This is a genomic window from Streptomyces sp. NPDC046887 (assembly GCF_040644755.1).
GTDB classification, from domain to species: Bacteria; Actinomycetota; Actinomycetes; order Streptomycetales; family Streptomycetaceae; genus Streptomyces; species Streptomyces lichenis.
Genome location: NZ_JBEYXH010000052.1, coordinates 23,269 through 38,333, shown reverse-complemented (window position 1 = coordinate 38,333; position 15,065 = coordinate 23,269). Strand labels below are relative to the sequence as shown.

Here is a 15,065-nt window from a genome sequence, read left to right as displayed (position 1 = left end):
CCGCCGCGCACCCCGCGCGGCGGCCGTTTCGGACAGGCGTCCCACACCATCCCCAAAGGGGGGACGCCTCTACAGTGGGACCCATGAACGACCGCATGGTGTGGATCGACTGCGAGATGACCGGGCTCTCGCTGACGGACGACGCACTCATCGAGGTGGCCGCACTGGTCACCGACTCGGAACTGAACGTGCTCGGCGAAGGCGTGGACATCGTGATCCGCCCGCCGGACGCGGCCCTGGAGACCATGCCGGACGTGGTGCGCCAGATGCACACCTCCTCCGGCCTCCTCGACGAGCTGGCCGCCGGGACCACCCTCGCCGACGCCGAGGAGCAGGTCCTCTCCTATGTGCGGCAGCATGTGAAGGAGCCCGGCAAGGCGCCGCTGTGCGGCAACTCGGTCTCCACCGACCGCGGCTTCCTGCTGCGGGACATGCCGACCCTGGAGGCCCACCTCCACTACCGGATCGTCGATGTCTCCTCGGTCAAGGAGCTGGCCCGCCGCTGGTACCCGAGGGCGTACTTCAACAGTCCGGAGAAGGCCGGCAACCACCGGGCGCTCGCCGACATCCGCGAGTCCATCGCGGAGCTGCGCTACTACCGCGAGGCCGTCTTCGTGCCCCAGCCCGGCCCGGACTCCGACACCGCCAAGCAGATCGCCGCCCGCCACACCCTCCGCGACGCCTGACCCCGCCCCCTCCGCACACCCCCGCGGCCCCGGCCCGGACCCCTGCCCCAGGTGTCCGGCCCGGGGCCGCGCCCGCTCCCCAGCCCGGTCACCGGGCTCCCTCCCGCCCCGCTGAAACGTGTGCGCGAGCACCCTCCCGGACCCTGTACACTTTTTCTCGGCCGGTCGGAAAGATCGGTCGTGGTGGGTATAGCTCAGCTGGTAGAGCACCTGGTTGTGGTCCAGGATGTCGCGGGTTCGAGTCCCGTTACTCACCCTCACCGGGAAGCCCCCGATTCGCGCAAGCGGGTCGGGGGCTTCTTGCTGCCACGGTCTCCAGCATCGCCATCCGTCCGATTTTGCATGATTCCACCTGATCAAGCCGCTCACCTACGCATACTGGGCACCGAGTCCGGCTGGGCTCGTCGTCACAGGGGCGTGAGAGGGGCCACGGGTGCTGCGTACGGTGGTCGACGGACAGTGGGTATCGCTCCCGGGAACGCTGCGGGAGATCCGGGCCGCTCTGAGCACGGAGGATCAGGCGGTGTTCCAGGCGGAGCTGGACGAGGCGCCCTTGGCCGAGCTGCCGCGGGTCGCCGCGAGATGGGCACTTCCTGCCGCGGTGCGGGAGTCCGACGAGGAGTTGTTCCAGCGTCTGGAAGCCGGGGATTACAGCGGGGTCGTGGACGATGACGGGCGGCCGGTCGGGCCGATGGAGCCGTGAGCGCGTTCACCGTCGCCTATGCGCCCGACGCCGCAGCCGCGCGAAACGCCATGTCGCCTGCGCTGCGGCAGCGGTTCGATGCCGGGATGGCGAAGCTCGCCACCGACCCCTACGGAGCGGGATCGAGCGCGATCCGAGGAGAGCGCGACCGACGGGACGCCACCGTCGCCGGGTGCTTCGTCGTCTACTACGTGGCCCGAGGCGCCTTGCGCATCACCGCAGTGCGCATCCAGACCCCTCCCTGACGGAGCCCCTCAACCATCCGGGCAGGGCTCGTCCGCGAGTGCCGCCGACCAGTCGCCGGCCTGGACGCGGAGCTGCGCCCGGGTGCCGGGGGCGGGGGTCGGGGGGTCGGTGGGGGCGGCCTCGGGGGGCGCGGCGGTGGGGGTGGTGGGGCTGGGGGCGGGCGGGCCGGTGAGGGCGGCGTCGTGGGTGCGGGTGACGGTGCAGACCAGTTGGCGGGCGGCCTCGGGGGTGAGGCGGGGCGTCCCGGCGGGGAGGTGGATGGTGTAGCCGTCGCGGCCGAGGGTGGTGCGCGGGGCGGTGGTGAGCCGGGGGAGGCGGGTCACCGCCCCGGACTCGTACGGGGCCGGCCCGTCGAACAGCAGCCGGACGGCGGCCGGGACCGCCTCCACGCCCCAGGGCACCCCGCGCGGATAGGGGCGCAGCTCGCCGTCGGCCAGGAAGTAGACGGTGGTGTTGGAGGAGGCGCCGGTGGCGGGCTCGCCGACCTCGATGACACCGGAGGTGGGGACTCCGCAGCCAGTGAGGGGGAGGGAGAGGGACAGGAGCAGGGTGGCAAGGGCGGTGGTGCGGCGAGTCGGGCTCATGGGCGGAACGTTTCATCGGCGGCAGGGCGCAGGGGGAGGTGGAGGGTGAAGACGCAGCCGCCGCCGGGGCGGTTGGCGGCGTGGATGCGGCCGCCGTGCAGGGCGGCGTTCTCCAGGGCGATGGCGAGGCCCAGTCCGCTGCTCTCGCTGCGGGTGCGGACGGTGTCCGCCTTGTAGAACCGTTCGAAGACGAGGGGGAGGTCGTGGTCGGGGATGCCGGGGCCGGAGTCGGCGACCTCGATGGTGGCGTGGGCGGCCTCGGGGCGGTTCGGGGGCCGGTTGGTGTCCAGGCGGAGGGTGACCGGTGGGGCGCCGTGGCGTAGGGCGTTGCCGACCAGGTTGGCGACGACCACGTCCAGGCGGCGCGGGTCGACCCAGGCGCGGACGGTGCCGGGCGGGGGCAGCTCGGTGGTGACCCGGTCGGTCCAGCCCCGGGCGGCGAGCGTGCGGTGCAGGCTCTCGGCGAGGTCGATCTCGTCGGTGACCAGCTCGGCGGCCCCGGCGTCGAAGCGGGAGATCTCCATCAGGTCGTCCACCAGCCGGGCCAGCCGGGCGGTCTCGGAGCTGATGAGGCGCAGCGCGTCCCCGGTCTCGCGCTCCAACTCGGCCGCGTCGGCGTCGAGTACGTCGGTCACCGCGGACATCGCGGCCAGCGGGGTGCGCATCTCGTGCGAGACGTCCGCCGCGAACCGGCGGGCCCGGGCCTCCATCCCGCGCAGTTCGGCGACGGAGCGTTCGAGGGCGGCGGCCGTCTCGTTGAACGCCTGGGAGAGCCCGGCCAGTTCGTCGGAGCCCTGGACGGCGAGGCGGGTGTCGAGCCGGCCCTCAGCCATCCGCCGGGTCGCCGTGTGCAGGGCGCGCACCGGCCGCAGCACCCCGCGGGCGACCAGCAGCGCCAGCAGCACGGCCAGCCCGAGCGCGGGCAGGGTGGCCCGCTCGATGGCGGTGACCAGAGCCTCCACGTAGAGCTGTTCGCTGCTCTGCGGGACGACCAGGAAGAAGGCCAGCCCGGAGGGCACCCGGCCGGGTGACTCGGCGGTGTAGCTGACGGGCAGCCCGACGACCAGGGCGGCCTGGCCGTCCTGGCGTGCCCGCTGGAAGACGGCGGCCGGTTTGCGGGCCACCGCCCGGGCGACCTCGGCCGGCGGTACGCGGAAGGCGTCCTGGGGGCCGTGGGAGGCGGTCCGGTCCCGGTAGGTGACGAGCACGTGCCAGCGCTGGGAGGCGTGCGACCGGGCCAGCCGGGTGACCAGGGCGTCCAGCTCCTCCTGGCCGGGGGCCGGCGAGATGTCCGCGACCAGGTCGTTGACGCTGTCGCGGAACTGGTTGACCACCATGTCCTGGCTCTGCTTGAGGACGGCGGTACGGGCCTCCCGGTAGGTGAGCAGTCCGGCGCTGGCCGCGCCCACGGCCGCCACCAGGGCGAAGCCCAGCACCAGCCGGAAGCGCAGCCCGCCCAGCGCGGTGCGCAGCCGGGACCGGGCGCGCGCGGTCCAGGGGCTCACGGCGACCCGGTCGCGGGTTGCGCGGCTCGTACGGGCTGGAAGCGGTAGCCGAAGCCGCGCACGGTCTGGATGTGGCGGTGCTCGCCGGCCGGGTCGCCCATCTTGGTGCGCAGCCGGGCCACACAGGCGTCCACCAGCCGGATGTCCCCGTGGTAGCTGTGCTCCCAGACCGCTTCCAGCAGTTGCTGGCGGCTGAGCACCTGGCCGGGTGAGGCGGACAGGTAGAGCAGCAGGCGGAGTTCGGAGGGGGCGAGGGAGAGCGGCCGGCCCCGGTGGGTGACCACGCAGCCGGCGCGGTCGATGACCAGGTCCCCGTGTGACTCGGGCCGGGGGCGGGCGGTGTCGGAGGGGGCGGGCTCCAGTCGGCGCAGCACGGCCCGGATTCGAGCGTCCAGCACCTGGGCGCGTACCGGCTTGATCACGTAGTCGTCGGCGCCGGCCTCCAGGCCGATCACCACGTCCACGTCGTCGCCCTTGGCGGTGACCATGATGATCGCCACCTGCTCGCGCTCCCGGATGCGCCGGCAGACGTCGAGCCCGGACAGCCCGGGCAGCATCAGGTCCAGTACCACGACGTCCGGCCGGAAGGTGCCGAGGCAGGCCAGGCCCTCCTCGCCGGTGGGTACGGCGTGGACGTCGTGTCCTTGGCGGCGCAGCGCCAGGTGGGTGCCCTGCCGGACGGCAGGGTCGTCCTCGATGAGGAGCACGCGGGGCATGGGGGTCAGTATGACCATCCGACTGACGACATCCCGCCGGAAGGACGCCCGCCGGGGCGACCGTTACCGAAGGATCATATGGACGGGGCACGGAGTTGGCGGCGTCTCCCCAGGTAAACACCCGATGATCGACTGTTGCAGAGCTGTGACCATTTCCGTCATGGGCCATCAACTGGCCGATCGAGTCTGGCCACGGTGCGCGCCGCTCCGATTCCCCCCGAGAGCGGCGCGCACGGTCACCCGCCGCCGATCGAAGGGCCCCTCCCGATGGCCTCCGCAACGGACAGCCCGCCCCGCGCCCCGCACACCCCGACCGGCGGGGACGGGCCCTGGGGCGGGAGTCGGGGCCGGGGTGGGAGGAGACGCGCCGAGCGGGGCGGGCGGCGCCGGGCCGCCCGCCGCCGGGGCCGCTGGCTGGTGGGCGGCCTGCTGGCCCTCGTACTGCTCGGCGCCGCCTCGGCCGTCCTGGCGCTCCGGAACCCGTCGGCCCCGGGCGGTGCGTCCGGCGACCCGGAGCACACTGCCACCCTTCCCACCGCGGACAGACAGGCATCGGCGGACACCGCGCCGTCCAGGACGGCCCCCGCACCGAGGAACCGTCCCTCGCCGGAGCCCCCGGCCAGCCGCGACCGGGCGGCCGGCGACCCCGGCCCGCGCTCCGGCACCGGCACCTTCACCACCGCCGAGCTGGGCGGCGAGCGGGCCGGCCGCGGCGATCGGCTGCGGCGCTACTCGGTGCTGGTCGAGGAGGGCACCGGCATCGTGCCCGAGGACGCGGCCCGCGAGATCGCCGCCGTGCTGGCCGACCCCCGGGGCTGGACCGCGAACGGGCAGGACTCCTTTCAGATGGTGGCCGAGGGGCCCACCGACTTCGAGGTGAAGATCGCCACCCCGGAGACGGTGGACCGGATCTGCGGGGCGGCGGGGCTGCGCACCCGCGGCGAGGTCAACTGCTCGGTCGGCAGCGAGGTGGTGGTCAACCTCAAGCGGTGGAACACCGGCTCCCCGCAGTTCGCCGGCCCGATCGGCGCGTACCGGGCGCTGATCGTCAACCACGAGGTCGGGCACCGCATCGGCCACGGCCATGAGACCTGCCCCGGCCCGGGCCGCCCCGCTCCCGCGATGATGCAGCAGATCGACGGGCTGAAGGGCTGTGTGGCCAACGCCTGGCCGTATGACGCCAACGGCACCTACCTCGCCGGCCCGAGCGTCCCCTGAATCCGCTCCCCAGCCCCGTCCATCCTTCGAAACAGGGTCGAATCGTCCCGAACACCCGTGCCAGAATGCCCGCATGCTGGGTGTCACCGATCTACCGACCTATCTCGCCGGAGTCGTCCTCATCGTCCTCCTCCCGGGGCCGAACTCGCTCTATGTGATCTCGGTGGCCGCCCGCCGGGGCGTGCGCACCGGCTACCGTGCCGCCGCGGGTGTGTGGTGCGGGGACACCGTGCTGATGGTGCTCTCGGCGGCGGGCGTGGCCTCCCTGCTCCAGGCGAACGCGGTGCTGTTCGCCGTCGTCAAGTACGCCGGGGCGGGCTATCTGAGCTGGCTGGCGATCGGGATGCTGCGGGCCGCCTGGTCGATGTGGCGCTCCCGCCGTGAGCGGTCGGCCGAGGAGCTGGTGGCCGCCGGGGAGGCCGCCGGCCCGGTGGAGCGCCCCTTCCGCCGCGCCCTGGTGATCAGCCTGCTGAACCCCAAGGCGATCCTCTTCTTCATCGCCTTCTTCGTGCAGTTCGTGGACCCGGCGTACGCCTACCCGGCGCTCTCCTTCGCCGTGCTGGGCACCCTCGCCCAGGTGGCGAGCGTGCTGTATCTGACGCTGCTGATCTTCGCCGGTACGCATCTGGCCGCCACCTTCCGCCGCCGCAAGCGCCTCGCGGCGGGGGCCACCACCGGCGCCGGCGTGCTGTTCCTGGGCTTCGCCGCCAAGCTCTCCCTGGCGTGAGAAGACCGCGACGGGCCGCTCAGCTGGAGTCGCGTACCACCAGCTCCGTCGCCAGCACGACCTGCCGGGGATCGGCACCATTCCCGGCCCCCGGGGCGGCGATCTGCCGGAGGAGGATACGGGCCATCCGGCGGCCCATCTCCTCGATGGGCTGGCGCACACTCGTCAGCGCCGGGTCCATCAGCCGGGCCACCGCAGAGTCGTCCACCCCGACCAGGGCCACGTCCTCGGGCACCCGGCGCCCGGCCTCCCGTAGCACCGCCCGGGCCCCCGCCGCCATCAGGTCGGAGGCCGCGAACACCCCGTCCAGGCCGGGGCAGCGCCCCAGCAGCTCCCGCATGGCCCGGCGACCGCCCTCCTCGGTGAAGTCCGCCTCGGCGACCAGCCGGTCGTCGGCGGCCAGCCCCGCCGCCGTCACCCCCTCGCGGTAGCCGTCCAGCCGACACCGGGCCGCGTACATGCCCAGCGGGCCGGTGATCGCGGCGATCCGGCGGCGGCCCCGCTCCGCGAGATGGGCGACGGCCGACCGCCCGGCGCCGGTGTTGTCACAGTCGACGTACGGCACCCGCTCCCCCGCCGAGCGGCGGCCGTTCAGCACGGCGGGCAGCCCCAGCCGCGCCACCAGCTCCGGCAGCGGGTCGTCGCGGTGGACCGAGACCAGCAGCACTCCGTCCACCCGCTGGGCCGCCAGATACTGCTCGAACCGCTGCCGCTCCCTGCCGGAGCGGATCAGGGTCAGCAGCAACTGCATGTCGGCGTCGCCCAGTTCGGCGCTGACCCCGCGAAGGATGTCGAGGAAGTACGGCTCCGCGAACAGCCGGGTCTCGGTCTCGGGGACCACCAGCGCGACGGCGCCGGTCCTGGACCCCGCCAGGGCGCGGGCGGCCCGGTCGGGGACATAGCCGAGCTCGGCGATGGCCCGCCCGACCGCCTCCCTGGCCCGGTCGCTGACCCGGGGCGAGCCGTTGACCACCCGCGAGACGGTGCCGCGCCCCACCCCCGCCCGGGCCGCGACCTCCTCCAGCGTGGGTCTGCCGGTCCTCCGCCCGCTCGCCGCCATGACTGCCCCTTGAGGATCGCGCCCGTCCCACCCGTCGCCCCGCCCTGCGAGCGTACGTCCTACTCCCGCACACTTCTTCGGGAACGGGGGCAGCGGGGCGCCCCGGCTCGGGTGGAGGGGGGAAGACCCGGGCCGGGGCGCGTGTGGGGGGAGGGGGATGGCTCAGCGGTAGGCGGCGAACGCCCTGGTGAAGGCGAGCGGCTGCTGGAGGATGGAGGAGCAGGTGGCGTCGGCCCGGTTCACCGCGCCGTCCGGGCACTGCTTGTCGCGGGTGCCGGACCACATCGACAGCCAGGCCAGCCCCTTCTCCTGGGCGAAGGCGACCAGCTCGGTGGCGTCCTCGGTGCGGAACACCTCGGAGACGACATCATTCACGCCGATCATCGGGGTCACGGCGACCGTCTTCCACGCCTGCGCCTCGGAGAGCCCGAGCACCCCCTTGAGCTGGGCCTGGGTGGCGGTCGCGGCCTGGATCGCGTACTGCCCCATGTCCGCGCTGTACGCCGGACCGTAGTCCATCGCCATGATGTTGACGGCGCCGATGCGCACCCCGTTCTTCCTCGCGTCGGCGAGCAGGTCGACGCCGGGCTGGGTCAGGCCCTCCGGCATGACGGGCAGGGTGAAGGAGACGTCCAGGCCGGGGTGGGACTGTTGGAGCTTGGCGATGGCCTGGGCGCGGCGGGTGTTGGCCGCCCGGTCGGGCAGGGCCGCACCCTCGACGTCGAAGTCGACCTTGGTCAGCTTGTACTGGTCGACGACCTTGCCGTAGGCAGCGGCCAGCTGGTCGGCGGTGGCGCAGTTGAGGGCGAGCTCATGGCCGGCCGCGCCGCCGAAGGAGACCCGGACGTCCCCGCCCTTGGCGCGCAAGGCACCGATCTGGGCGGCCACCCGGTCGTCGGCCAGCCCGGTGACCCCGCCCCAGAGCGGGGCGCAGGAGCCGCCGGAGGTGATGAAGGCCAGGGTGAAGTCCCGCACGCCGGTCTTGGCGGCGGTGTCCAGCAGGTCGTACGCGGGGTGGAGCGAGGTGTCCACATACGGGGCGAACCGGGCCCCTCCCGTACCACCGCCGCCCGGGGCGGGGGTGGACACACTCGGTGTGGGGGTGGGTGTCGGCGCCGGGGCCGAGGGGGTGGGGGCGGTGGTGGGGCGGCCGCTCGGTACGGGGGTGGGGGGCGCGTCGGCGGAGCAGGCGGCCCCGTCGATCCGGCAGCCGGTGGGGTCGCCTGCCTTGCCGTCGGCGGTGGTGGTGAAGCCGACGGTGACGCTGGCGCCCGGCTTCAGCCGCTTGTTCCAGCTCTCCGGTCGTACGGTGATGTGCTGCCCGTCCACCGCGTGCTCACCGTTCCACAGCGAACCGATCCGGGTGCCGGCCGGCAGGTCGAACTCCAGCTTCCAGCCGTCCCGGTCCGATCCGGTCTCGTTGCTCACCGTGTACTGGCCGGTGTAACCACCGCTCCAGCCACTGGTCCTGGTGTACGCGGCACCGACGGCGGCGGCCTGCGCGGTGGAGCCGAAGGCGACCGCCGCGCCTCCGGCCACGGCCACCGCCACCAGGGCGCCGACCGCCTTGTTCCTGCCGCTCATCCTGCGCCGGTGCGAGACCGTGCTGCTGCCCATGGGGTGACCTGCCTTGTGTGGTGCGTTTCCGTTGACGCTCCCGGGGTGGGGGGTGTCCCGGGCCGTGGCAGCAAGCTAGCGCCCCGGAATCGGGCAATTGCCGCCATCCGGGCGGTGGTTGGGGATCTTAGGGCGGGCTTAAGGAAGCCATCGGGACCGGTTAAGCCGGTCAGCGGGAGCGAGACCGAGAGCGGGTCAGCCGGCTCAGCGGGACCGGGACCGGGAGCAGGTCAGCCGCCACAGCGAGACCGGGACCGGGAGCGGGTCAGTCGGCTGCCTCAGCGGGAGCGGGTCAGTCGAGAGATCAGAGACGTACGGGCGGCGGACCGGCCTTTGCCCCGCCGGCGGCCCTCCTCGCGGGCGGCGGCCGAGGCGCGCCCGTCCAGGCCGATCCAGATCCGTACCTCCGTACCGCCCAGCACCGAGCGCCCGATCCGCACATCGCCCCCGGTGGACTCGGCGACCCGGCGCACGATGTCCAGGCCGAGCCCGGTGGAGCCGTCCCGCTCCCCGCTGTTGCCGCGCTCCAGGGCGGCGGCCGGGTCGGCGATGCCCGGCCCGGCGTCCGACACCAGCACGATCACCGCGTCCTCGCCGTTGTGCAGGTCCACCGAGAAGGCGGTGCCCTCGGGGGTGTGCCGGAAGACGTTGCCGAGCAACGCGTCGAGCGCGGCGGCCAAATCGGGGCGGGCCACCGGGATGCGCACCGGCCGGTCGGTACCGGCCAGCCGTACCGTACGGCCCTCGTCCTCGGCCAGCGCCGACCAGAACGCCATCCGCTCCCGTACCACCGCCGAGGCGTCACAGCCGACGCCCGGTCCGGCCGCCTGGGTCTGCGGCTTGGCCTCCCGGGCGGTGCGGATGATGGTGTCCACCTCCCGCTCCAGCTGGGCGACGGCGGCCCGGGTCTGCTCGGCGGCCGGACCCTCGCCGAGCGAGGCCGTGTTGAGCCGGAGCACGGTCAGCGGGGTGCGCAGCCGGTGCGAGAGGTCGGCGGCCAGCTCGCGTTCGTTGGCGAGCAGCCGCACCACCTGGTCGGCCATGGAGTTGAACGCGGTGGCGGCGGACCGCAGTTCGGGCGGGCCGTCCTCCGGAACCCGGGCGCCGAGCCGGCCCTCGCCCAGGTCGTGGGCGGCCCGGGCCAGCCGCTGGGCGGGGCGGACCATGCGGACGCCGAGCCGGTCGGCGACCGCGACCGAGCCGACGACCAGGGCGGCGCCGACCCCGGCCAGCACCAGCCAGGCGGTGGCCACCCCGTTGGTGACCTCGGCCTCGGGCACATACAGCTCGACCACGGCGACCTGACCGGTGCCCAGCGCGGTGGGCTGGAGCAGTACCGAGCCTCCGGGTACGGCGGCGATGGCGGCCCGCCCGTAGGCCCGGGTGGTGCGCAGGTCCTTCTCGGCGGCCCGCCGCGTACCGATCTCGATCGGCTGGCCGCCGCTCTGGTCCGAGGCCGGGATGTGCACGGCGAGCCGGCCGGCCGCCCCGTCCTCGGTGGAGGCCACGGCCCGGTCCAGCTCCCGGCGGTCGGTGGTGATGGCGAGCGCGGGGCCGAGGGCGGCGGCCCGCCGTTCGGCGTTGGAGAACGCCCGGTCGCGGGCCATCTCCTTGACCACCAGGCCCAGCGGTACGGCGAAGGCGGCGACGACCATCACGGTGACCGCGAGCGCCACCCGGACCAGGGCCCATCTCACCTCGGCGGCTCCAGCTTCACGCCGACCCCGCGCAGGGTGTGCAGATAGCGCGGGCGGGCCGCGGTCTCACCGAGCTTGCGGCGCAGCCAGGACAGATGGACGTCGATGGTCTGGTCGTCGCCGTAGGACTGCTGCCAGACCTCGGCGAGCAGTTCCCGGCGCGGGACGACGACCCCGGGGCGGTCGGCGAGGAAGGCCAGCAGGTCGAACTCGCGGCGGGTCAGGTCAAGCCGCACACCGTCCAGTTCGGCCTGGCGGCGCAGTGGGTCCACCGTAAGGCCGCCGACCGTGACCACCCGGCTGGGCGGAGGTGCGGCGGCCCCGGCTCGGGCGCGGCGCAGTACGGCGGCCATCCGGGCGGAGAGGTGCTCCACCGAGAACGGCTTGGTGAGGTAGTCGTCGGCGCCGTCGTTGAGGAGGCGCACGATCTCGGTCTCGTCGTCCCGGGCGGTGGCGATGATCACCGGGACGTCGGTGATGGAGCGGAGCATCTTCAGCGCCTCGGCACCGTCCAGATCGGGCAGTCCCAGATCGAGGATGACCACGTCGAAACGGTGGTGGGCGACCTCGCGCAGCGCCTCCAGGGCCGTGCCGACGCTCCGCACGGTGTGCGAGGCGTCGGTCAGGTGCCGGATGAGGGCGGAGCGCACGAACTGGTCGTCCTCGACCACGAGCACACTTGCCATGGGCGGCACCGTACGCCATCCGGGGGAATTGGATGGACCGGAGCTGACGGTGCGGTGGCCGGTCCGGGTGGTGCACTATGGCCGGGATGCGCAGAGGACTGGTACACGCCGCGGCCTGGTCGCTCGCCACCGGCGCGGCGGTCACGCTGTCGTGGTGGGGGGTGCACACGGTGCTGGCCGGCACGGTGTACGACCCGCCGCGGGCCGTGCCGATCACCGCCGAGCGCCCGGTGGCGGCGGCATCCTCGGACCGCGAGCCGCACACCTCCTCCACCCACCGCCCCCGCCCGTCCGCCTCCCCCTCCCCGACCCCGTCCCGCCCCTCCCCCACCCCCTCACCGCCCGATTCCTCCGACACCTCCGACCGCTCCGAGGACCCTCCCTCCACCCCGCCCACCTCGGCCACCCCGCCCTCCTCCGCCCCCTCCCCGTCCGCGAACACCGGCTCGGTGCGCGGCTATCCGGTGGAGGGCGGCCGGGTGGTGTTCGACATCGGCACGTCCTCGGCCGAGCTGGTGTCGGCGACGCCGGCGGCCGGCTGGCAGATGCAGGTGTGGAAGCAGCCGACCTACATCCGGGTGACCTTCAGCGCCGACGGCCGGGAGACCGACGTCTTCTGCACCTGGCACGACCAGGCCCCCCGGGTCCAGATCGAACAGCGCTGACCGCCCCTCCCGCCTCACTTCAGATCCCTCACTTCAGATCATCGAAGGCGTCCCGCGGCGGAGCCGGTGAGTCAATGGCCTGAGCATCCGCGACGGGCTTCGCCCCGCCGCTGAAGTCCGCCAGCTCCCGCCCGGCGAGCACCCGCCCCGGATGCGGGTCACTCGCCACCCGCCGGGTCAGCTCGGCCACCGGCAGGGCAGCGGCGGACGCGACCAGGATCGCGTTGCCGAACCGCCGCCCGCGCAGCACGGCCGGGTCGGCGGCCAGCGCCAGCTGCGGGAAGAGCGCCGCCGCGGTGGCGATCTGGCCACGCAGAAAGGCCAGCGGCGGCCCGTCGGTGAGGTTCGCCGCGTACGTCCCATCCGCCGCGAGCGCCCGACGCACCTCCCCCAGGAACTCCGTACTGGTCAGATGCGCCGGGGTGCGCGCCCCACTGAAGACATCGGCGATCACCAGGTCCGCCCACCCGTCGGGCACCTTGGCCAGCCCCTCTCGCGCGTCCACGGCCCGCACCCGGACCCGGGCGCCCGGGTCGAGCGGCAGCTCCCGGCGGACGAAGGCCACCAGCGCCGCGTCCACCTCCACCACCTGCTGGGTGGAGCGGGGCCGGCCCGCGGCCACGTACCGGGCCAGCGTGAACGCCCCGCCGCCGAGGTGCACCACCTTCAACGGCCGCCCCGGCGGACCGGCCAGATCGGCGACATGGCCGAGTCTGCGCTGGTAGGGGAAGTCCAGTCGGCCCGGGTCGTCCAGGTCCACATGCGACTGGGGCGCCCCGCCCACCAGCAGCGTCCAGCCGCGCGGCCGGTCCGGGTCGGGCAGCAACTCCGCGAGGCCCCCGCCCACGACCTCCGAAGCGGCCTCCGCCGCCGCACCCCGCTCCCGCCGCCTGCTTCTCGCCATCCGCCCATTATCGGACGCCCGGATGCCCGGTACGGAACGTTACGGAACGGACCGGCGGGCCTCAGCCGCGGGAGGCGAGGAAGGCGCGGTACCAGTCGAGGGTGGCGTCCAGGGTGTCCTCCAGGGCGAAGGGCTTGACGCCGAAGGCGTCCTGGAACGCGGTGGAGTCCATCACCTGGGCCTCGGTGTGCTGGTAGAACAGCTCGGCGTAGGCGTCCATGAACACCTGGTCGAAGGGGCCGAAGGGGCGGGGCTCGGTCTTGACCGAGATGTCCAGCGGCTGCTCGACCCGCTCCTCGATCATCCGGAACACCTCCCGGGTGGTACGGGCCGGGGCGGTCGGCAGGTGCCAGACCCGGCCGTCGCCCTCGGGGTGCTCGCCCAGGGTGGCCAGTCCGGCGGCGACCGCGCGGATGTCGGTGTAGCTGTGGGGCAGGTCGATGTCGCCGAGCCCGATCACCTCGGTGCCGGTCAGCGCCCCCGGGAAGACCGCGCCGCCCAGGGTGGAGTTGAGGACCCCGGGTCCGACGAAGTCCGCCGAGCGGCCGAGCGCGACCCGGGCGCGACCCTCGCGGTGGGCGGCCAGATACTTCTCGTCCAGCGCGGCCCGCATCCGGCCCTTGGCGCCGGTCGCCCCCCAGGGGGTGTCCTCGGTCATGACCTTCCCGCCGGTCGGGCCGTACGGGTAGAGGGTGTCGAGCACCACCAGCCGCGCCCCCTCCGCCTCCACCGCCGCGAGGACGGCGTCCTGGATGCCGGGCATCGCCTCGACCTGGAGGTGGTACGCGACGTTGACGCAGTGGTAGACCACGGCGGAGCCCGCTATGGCGGCTCGCGCCCCTTCGGCGGAGCCGACATCGGCCGGGCGGAAGGTCACACCCTCGGGGGTCCCGGCCGCCGGCGCCGAGCGGGCCACCAGCCGGACCGAGTGGCCCCGGCGGGCCAGCTCCCCGGCGAGGGTCGAACCGGCCGGTCCGGCTCCGAGGACGACATGGGTTTCGCGTGCGGTGCTGGCCATCATCAGGCTCCTTGGATCGGCGGGCCACCAGGACCCGGTTATCGCTGCTCCGTTTCGTTAGAGACTATAACTCTCACTAGAGATGCCTGCAAGAGTGATTCACCTTCGGTCGCGCGGCCGGGCACACGGCGAACCCCCTGACGCCGTCGATCGATCGACCACCCCAGGGGGCTCGGAAGGAGTACGAAAAGCCCGGCGGCTAACAGCAGTTGTCGGCGGCCTCGATCAGCCGGGCGGCCTCGCCGAGGGCCTGGCGGAGCATCACCGGGTCGGTCACCGGGCCGGTGTCACCGGGCGGCAGCAGCCAGTCGGAGCCGGGCAGCACCTCAGGGGCGGCGACCGTCTCCATGCCCGGCCCGACGGGGCAGCCCCCGGCCAGGCCGGGGATGCGCAGCCCGCGCCCCGAGGTGTCGGTACACGCACTGCCCGGGACATCCCAGCGGGCGGCGGTGCCGGGCGGCACCAGGAAGCCGAGGGTGGCGCAGGCGCCGTCATGGAGGACCGGGCCGACGGCGGGGGTGCCGCCGCGCCGCAGGATGTCCACGGCCTCCAGGCCCTGGCGGGCCGGCACGGTCACCAGGTCGCAGGGGACCTCCTCCGGCAGACCGCCCCGCCCCGGCCGCTCGGGGCCGGGCGGCAACACGGTGACACTCCGCCAGGGGCTGCCGTCCGGGATGGTGCCGTACGGATCCATGGGATGCGGGCCTGCCTGCATGCCGACCTCCGACAAGGGAATCCCCTCCAGCTTCGAGTCCCCGTGCGAAGACACACTGCGTCTCTCCACTGGTTCAACGCCGCACCGCGTCAACGGCTACGGCGCCAGGCCGCCGCAAAGGATGGCAGAACATGGCGGATCGTGGGTGAGATATCCGGTTTGTAGCCAAACTGTGGGTGCGCACCCCGTCACAGAGGGTAGGTTCGGCGCGGCCGACCGGAACGATCGCCCCCGCACCCGCGAGGGCGCCCGCTCCCGGCAGTCGCAGGACCCGCAGTAGGCGCAGGACCCGGCAGTCACCGCACGAGAGGGCTCGAC

At 73.9% G+C, this 15,065-nt stretch carries 16 protein-coding genes and 1 tRNA gene; 7 read left to right on the top strand and 10 right to left on the bottom strand.

The window, feature by feature from the left end; genetic code table 11:
• Positions 1-83: 83 nt before the first annotated feature.
• From orn to ABZ945_RS30845, 4 genes are all read left to right on the top strand, one after another.
• Positions 84-686, top strand: a complete 603-nt coding sequence (gene orn / locus ABZ945_RS30860; RefSeq protein ID WP_248631763.1) for an oligoribonuclease — start codon at positions 84-86, stop codon at positions 684-686.
• 183 nt (positions 687-869) lie between these two features.
• A tRNA-His gene (locus ABZ945_RS30855) sits at positions 870-942 on the top strand.
• Between the two features lie 177 nt (positions 943-1,119).
• Positions 1,120-1,389 carry a hypothetical protein gene (locus tag ABZ945_RS30850; protein WP_361276299.1) on the top strand — a complete coding sequence of 90 codons (270 nt, stop codon included), beginning with the start codon at positions 1,120-1,122 and terminating at the stop codon, positions 1,387-1,389.
• Positions 1,386-1,634 carry a hypothetical protein gene (locus ABZ945_RS30845; protein WP_361276296.1) on the top strand — a complete coding sequence of 83 codons (249 nt, stop codon included), beginning with the start codon at positions 1,386-1,388 and terminating at the stop codon, positions 1,632-1,634. The genes ABZ945_RS30850 and ABZ945_RS30845 overlap by 4 nt, the downstream gene beginning before the upstream one ends.
• Positions 1,635-1,643: 9 nt before the next feature.
• On the opposite strand, the gene ABZ945_RS30840 is transcribed toward ABZ945_RS30845, so the two are convergent.
• The 3 genes from ABZ945_RS30840 to ABZ945_RS30830 are packed head-to-tail and all read right to left on the bottom strand — an operon-like array spanning position 1,644 to position 4,440.
• A complete protein-coding gene (locus tag ABZ945_RS30840; protein ID WP_361276293.1) occupies positions 1,644-2,219 on the bottom strand; it encodes a hypothetical protein in 576 nt (191 codons plus the stop codon).
• Positions 2,216-3,724 carry a HAMP domain-containing sensor histidine kinase gene (locus ABZ945_RS30835; RefSeq protein ID WP_361276290.1) on the bottom strand — a complete coding sequence of 503 codons (1,509 nt, stop codon included), beginning with the start codon at positions 3,722-3,724 and terminating at the stop codon, positions 2,216-2,218. The genes ABZ945_RS30840 and ABZ945_RS30835 overlap by 4 nt, the downstream gene beginning before the upstream one ends.
• On the bottom strand, positions 3,721-4,440 hold the full coding sequence (locus ABZ945_RS30830) for a response regulator transcription factor (protein WP_361276287.1): 720 nt from the start codon (positions 4,438-4,440) through the stop codon (positions 3,721-3,723). The genes ABZ945_RS30835 and ABZ945_RS30830 overlap by 4 nt, the downstream gene beginning before the upstream one ends.
• A 267-nt stretch (positions 4,441-4,707) precedes the next feature.
• Here ABZ945_RS30830 and ABZ945_RS30825 point away from each other — a divergent pair, with 267 nt between their 5' ends.
• Positions 4,708-5,658 carry a DUF3152 domain-containing protein gene (locus ABZ945_RS30825; protein ID WP_361276284.1) on the top strand — a complete coding sequence of 317 codons (951 nt, stop codon included), beginning with the start codon at positions 4,708-4,710 and terminating at the stop codon, positions 5,656-5,658.
• Positions 5,659-5,731: 73 nt separating this feature from the next.
• On the top strand, positions 5,732-6,385 hold the full coding sequence (leuE, locus tag ABZ945_RS30820) for a leucine efflux protein LeuE (protein WP_361276282.1): 654 nt from the start codon (positions 5,732-5,734) through the stop codon (positions 6,383-6,385).
• A 19-nt stretch (positions 6,386-6,404) separates the two neighbouring features.
• Here leuE and ABZ945_RS30815 read toward each other — a convergent pair whose 3' ends face one another.
• The 4 genes from ABZ945_RS30815 to ABZ945_RS30800 all read right to left on the bottom strand — a co-directional run bounded on the left by ABZ945_RS30815 (position 6,405) and on the right by ABZ945_RS30800 (position 11,445).
• Positions 6,405-7,445 (bottom strand): LacI family DNA-binding transcriptional regulator, encoded by a 1,041-nt coding sequence (locus tag ABZ945_RS30815; RefSeq protein ID WP_361276280.1) that lies wholly within the window; start codon positions 7,443-7,445, stop codon positions 6,405-6,407.
• 162 nt (positions 7,446-7,607) lie between these two features.
• Positions 7,608-9,062 (bottom strand): cellulose binding domain-containing protein, encoded by a 1,455-nt coding sequence (locus ABZ945_RS30810; protein ID WP_361276278.1) that lies wholly within the window; start codon positions 9,060-9,062, stop codon positions 7,608-7,610.
• 278 nt (positions 9,063-9,340) lie between these two features.
• Entirely contained in the window at positions 9,341-10,759 is a 1,419-nt protein-coding gene (locus tag ABZ945_RS30805) for a HAMP domain-containing sensor histidine kinase (RefSeq protein WP_361276276.1), read from the bottom strand.
• Complete coding sequence (locus ABZ945_RS30800; RefSeq protein ID WP_248631772.1) at positions 10,756-11,445, bottom strand: response regulator transcription factor; 690 nt, start codon at positions 11,443-11,445, stop codon at positions 10,756-10,758. The genes ABZ945_RS30805 and ABZ945_RS30800 overlap by 4 nt, the downstream gene beginning before the upstream one ends.
• Before the next feature lie 77 nt (positions 11,446-11,522).
• On the opposite strand from ABZ945_RS30800, the gene ABZ945_RS30795 reads away from it, so the two are divergent.
• Complete coding sequence (locus ABZ945_RS30795) at positions 11,523-12,110, top strand: hypothetical protein (RefSeq protein WP_361276272.1); 588 nt, start codon at positions 11,523-11,525, stop codon at positions 12,108-12,110.
• A 28-nt stretch (positions 12,111-12,138) separates the two neighbouring features.
• On the opposite strand, the gene ABZ945_RS30790 is transcribed toward ABZ945_RS30795, so the two are convergent.
• The 3 genes from ABZ945_RS30790 to ABZ945_RS30780 form a co-directional block, all read right to left on the bottom strand.
• The gene (locus ABZ945_RS30790) at positions 12,139-13,014 is read right to left on the bottom strand and encodes a fused MFS/spermidine synthase (protein ID WP_361276269.1); all 876 of its coding nucleotides are present in this window, start codon (positions 13,012-13,014) and stop codon (positions 12,139-12,141) included.
• A 61-nt stretch (positions 13,015-13,075) separates the two neighbouring features.
• Positions 13,076-14,032 (bottom strand): NAD-dependent epimerase/dehydratase family protein, encoded by a 957-nt coding sequence (locus ABZ945_RS30785; protein ID WP_361276266.1) that lies wholly within the window; start codon positions 14,030-14,032, stop codon positions 13,076-13,078.
• 199 nt (positions 14,033-14,231) lie between these two features.
• On the bottom strand, positions 14,232-14,747 hold the full coding sequence (locus ABZ945_RS30780; protein WP_361276264.1) for a hypothetical protein: 516 nt from the start codon (positions 14,745-14,747) through the stop codon (positions 14,232-14,234).
• Between the last annotated feature and the right edge of the window lie 318 nt (positions 14,748-15,065).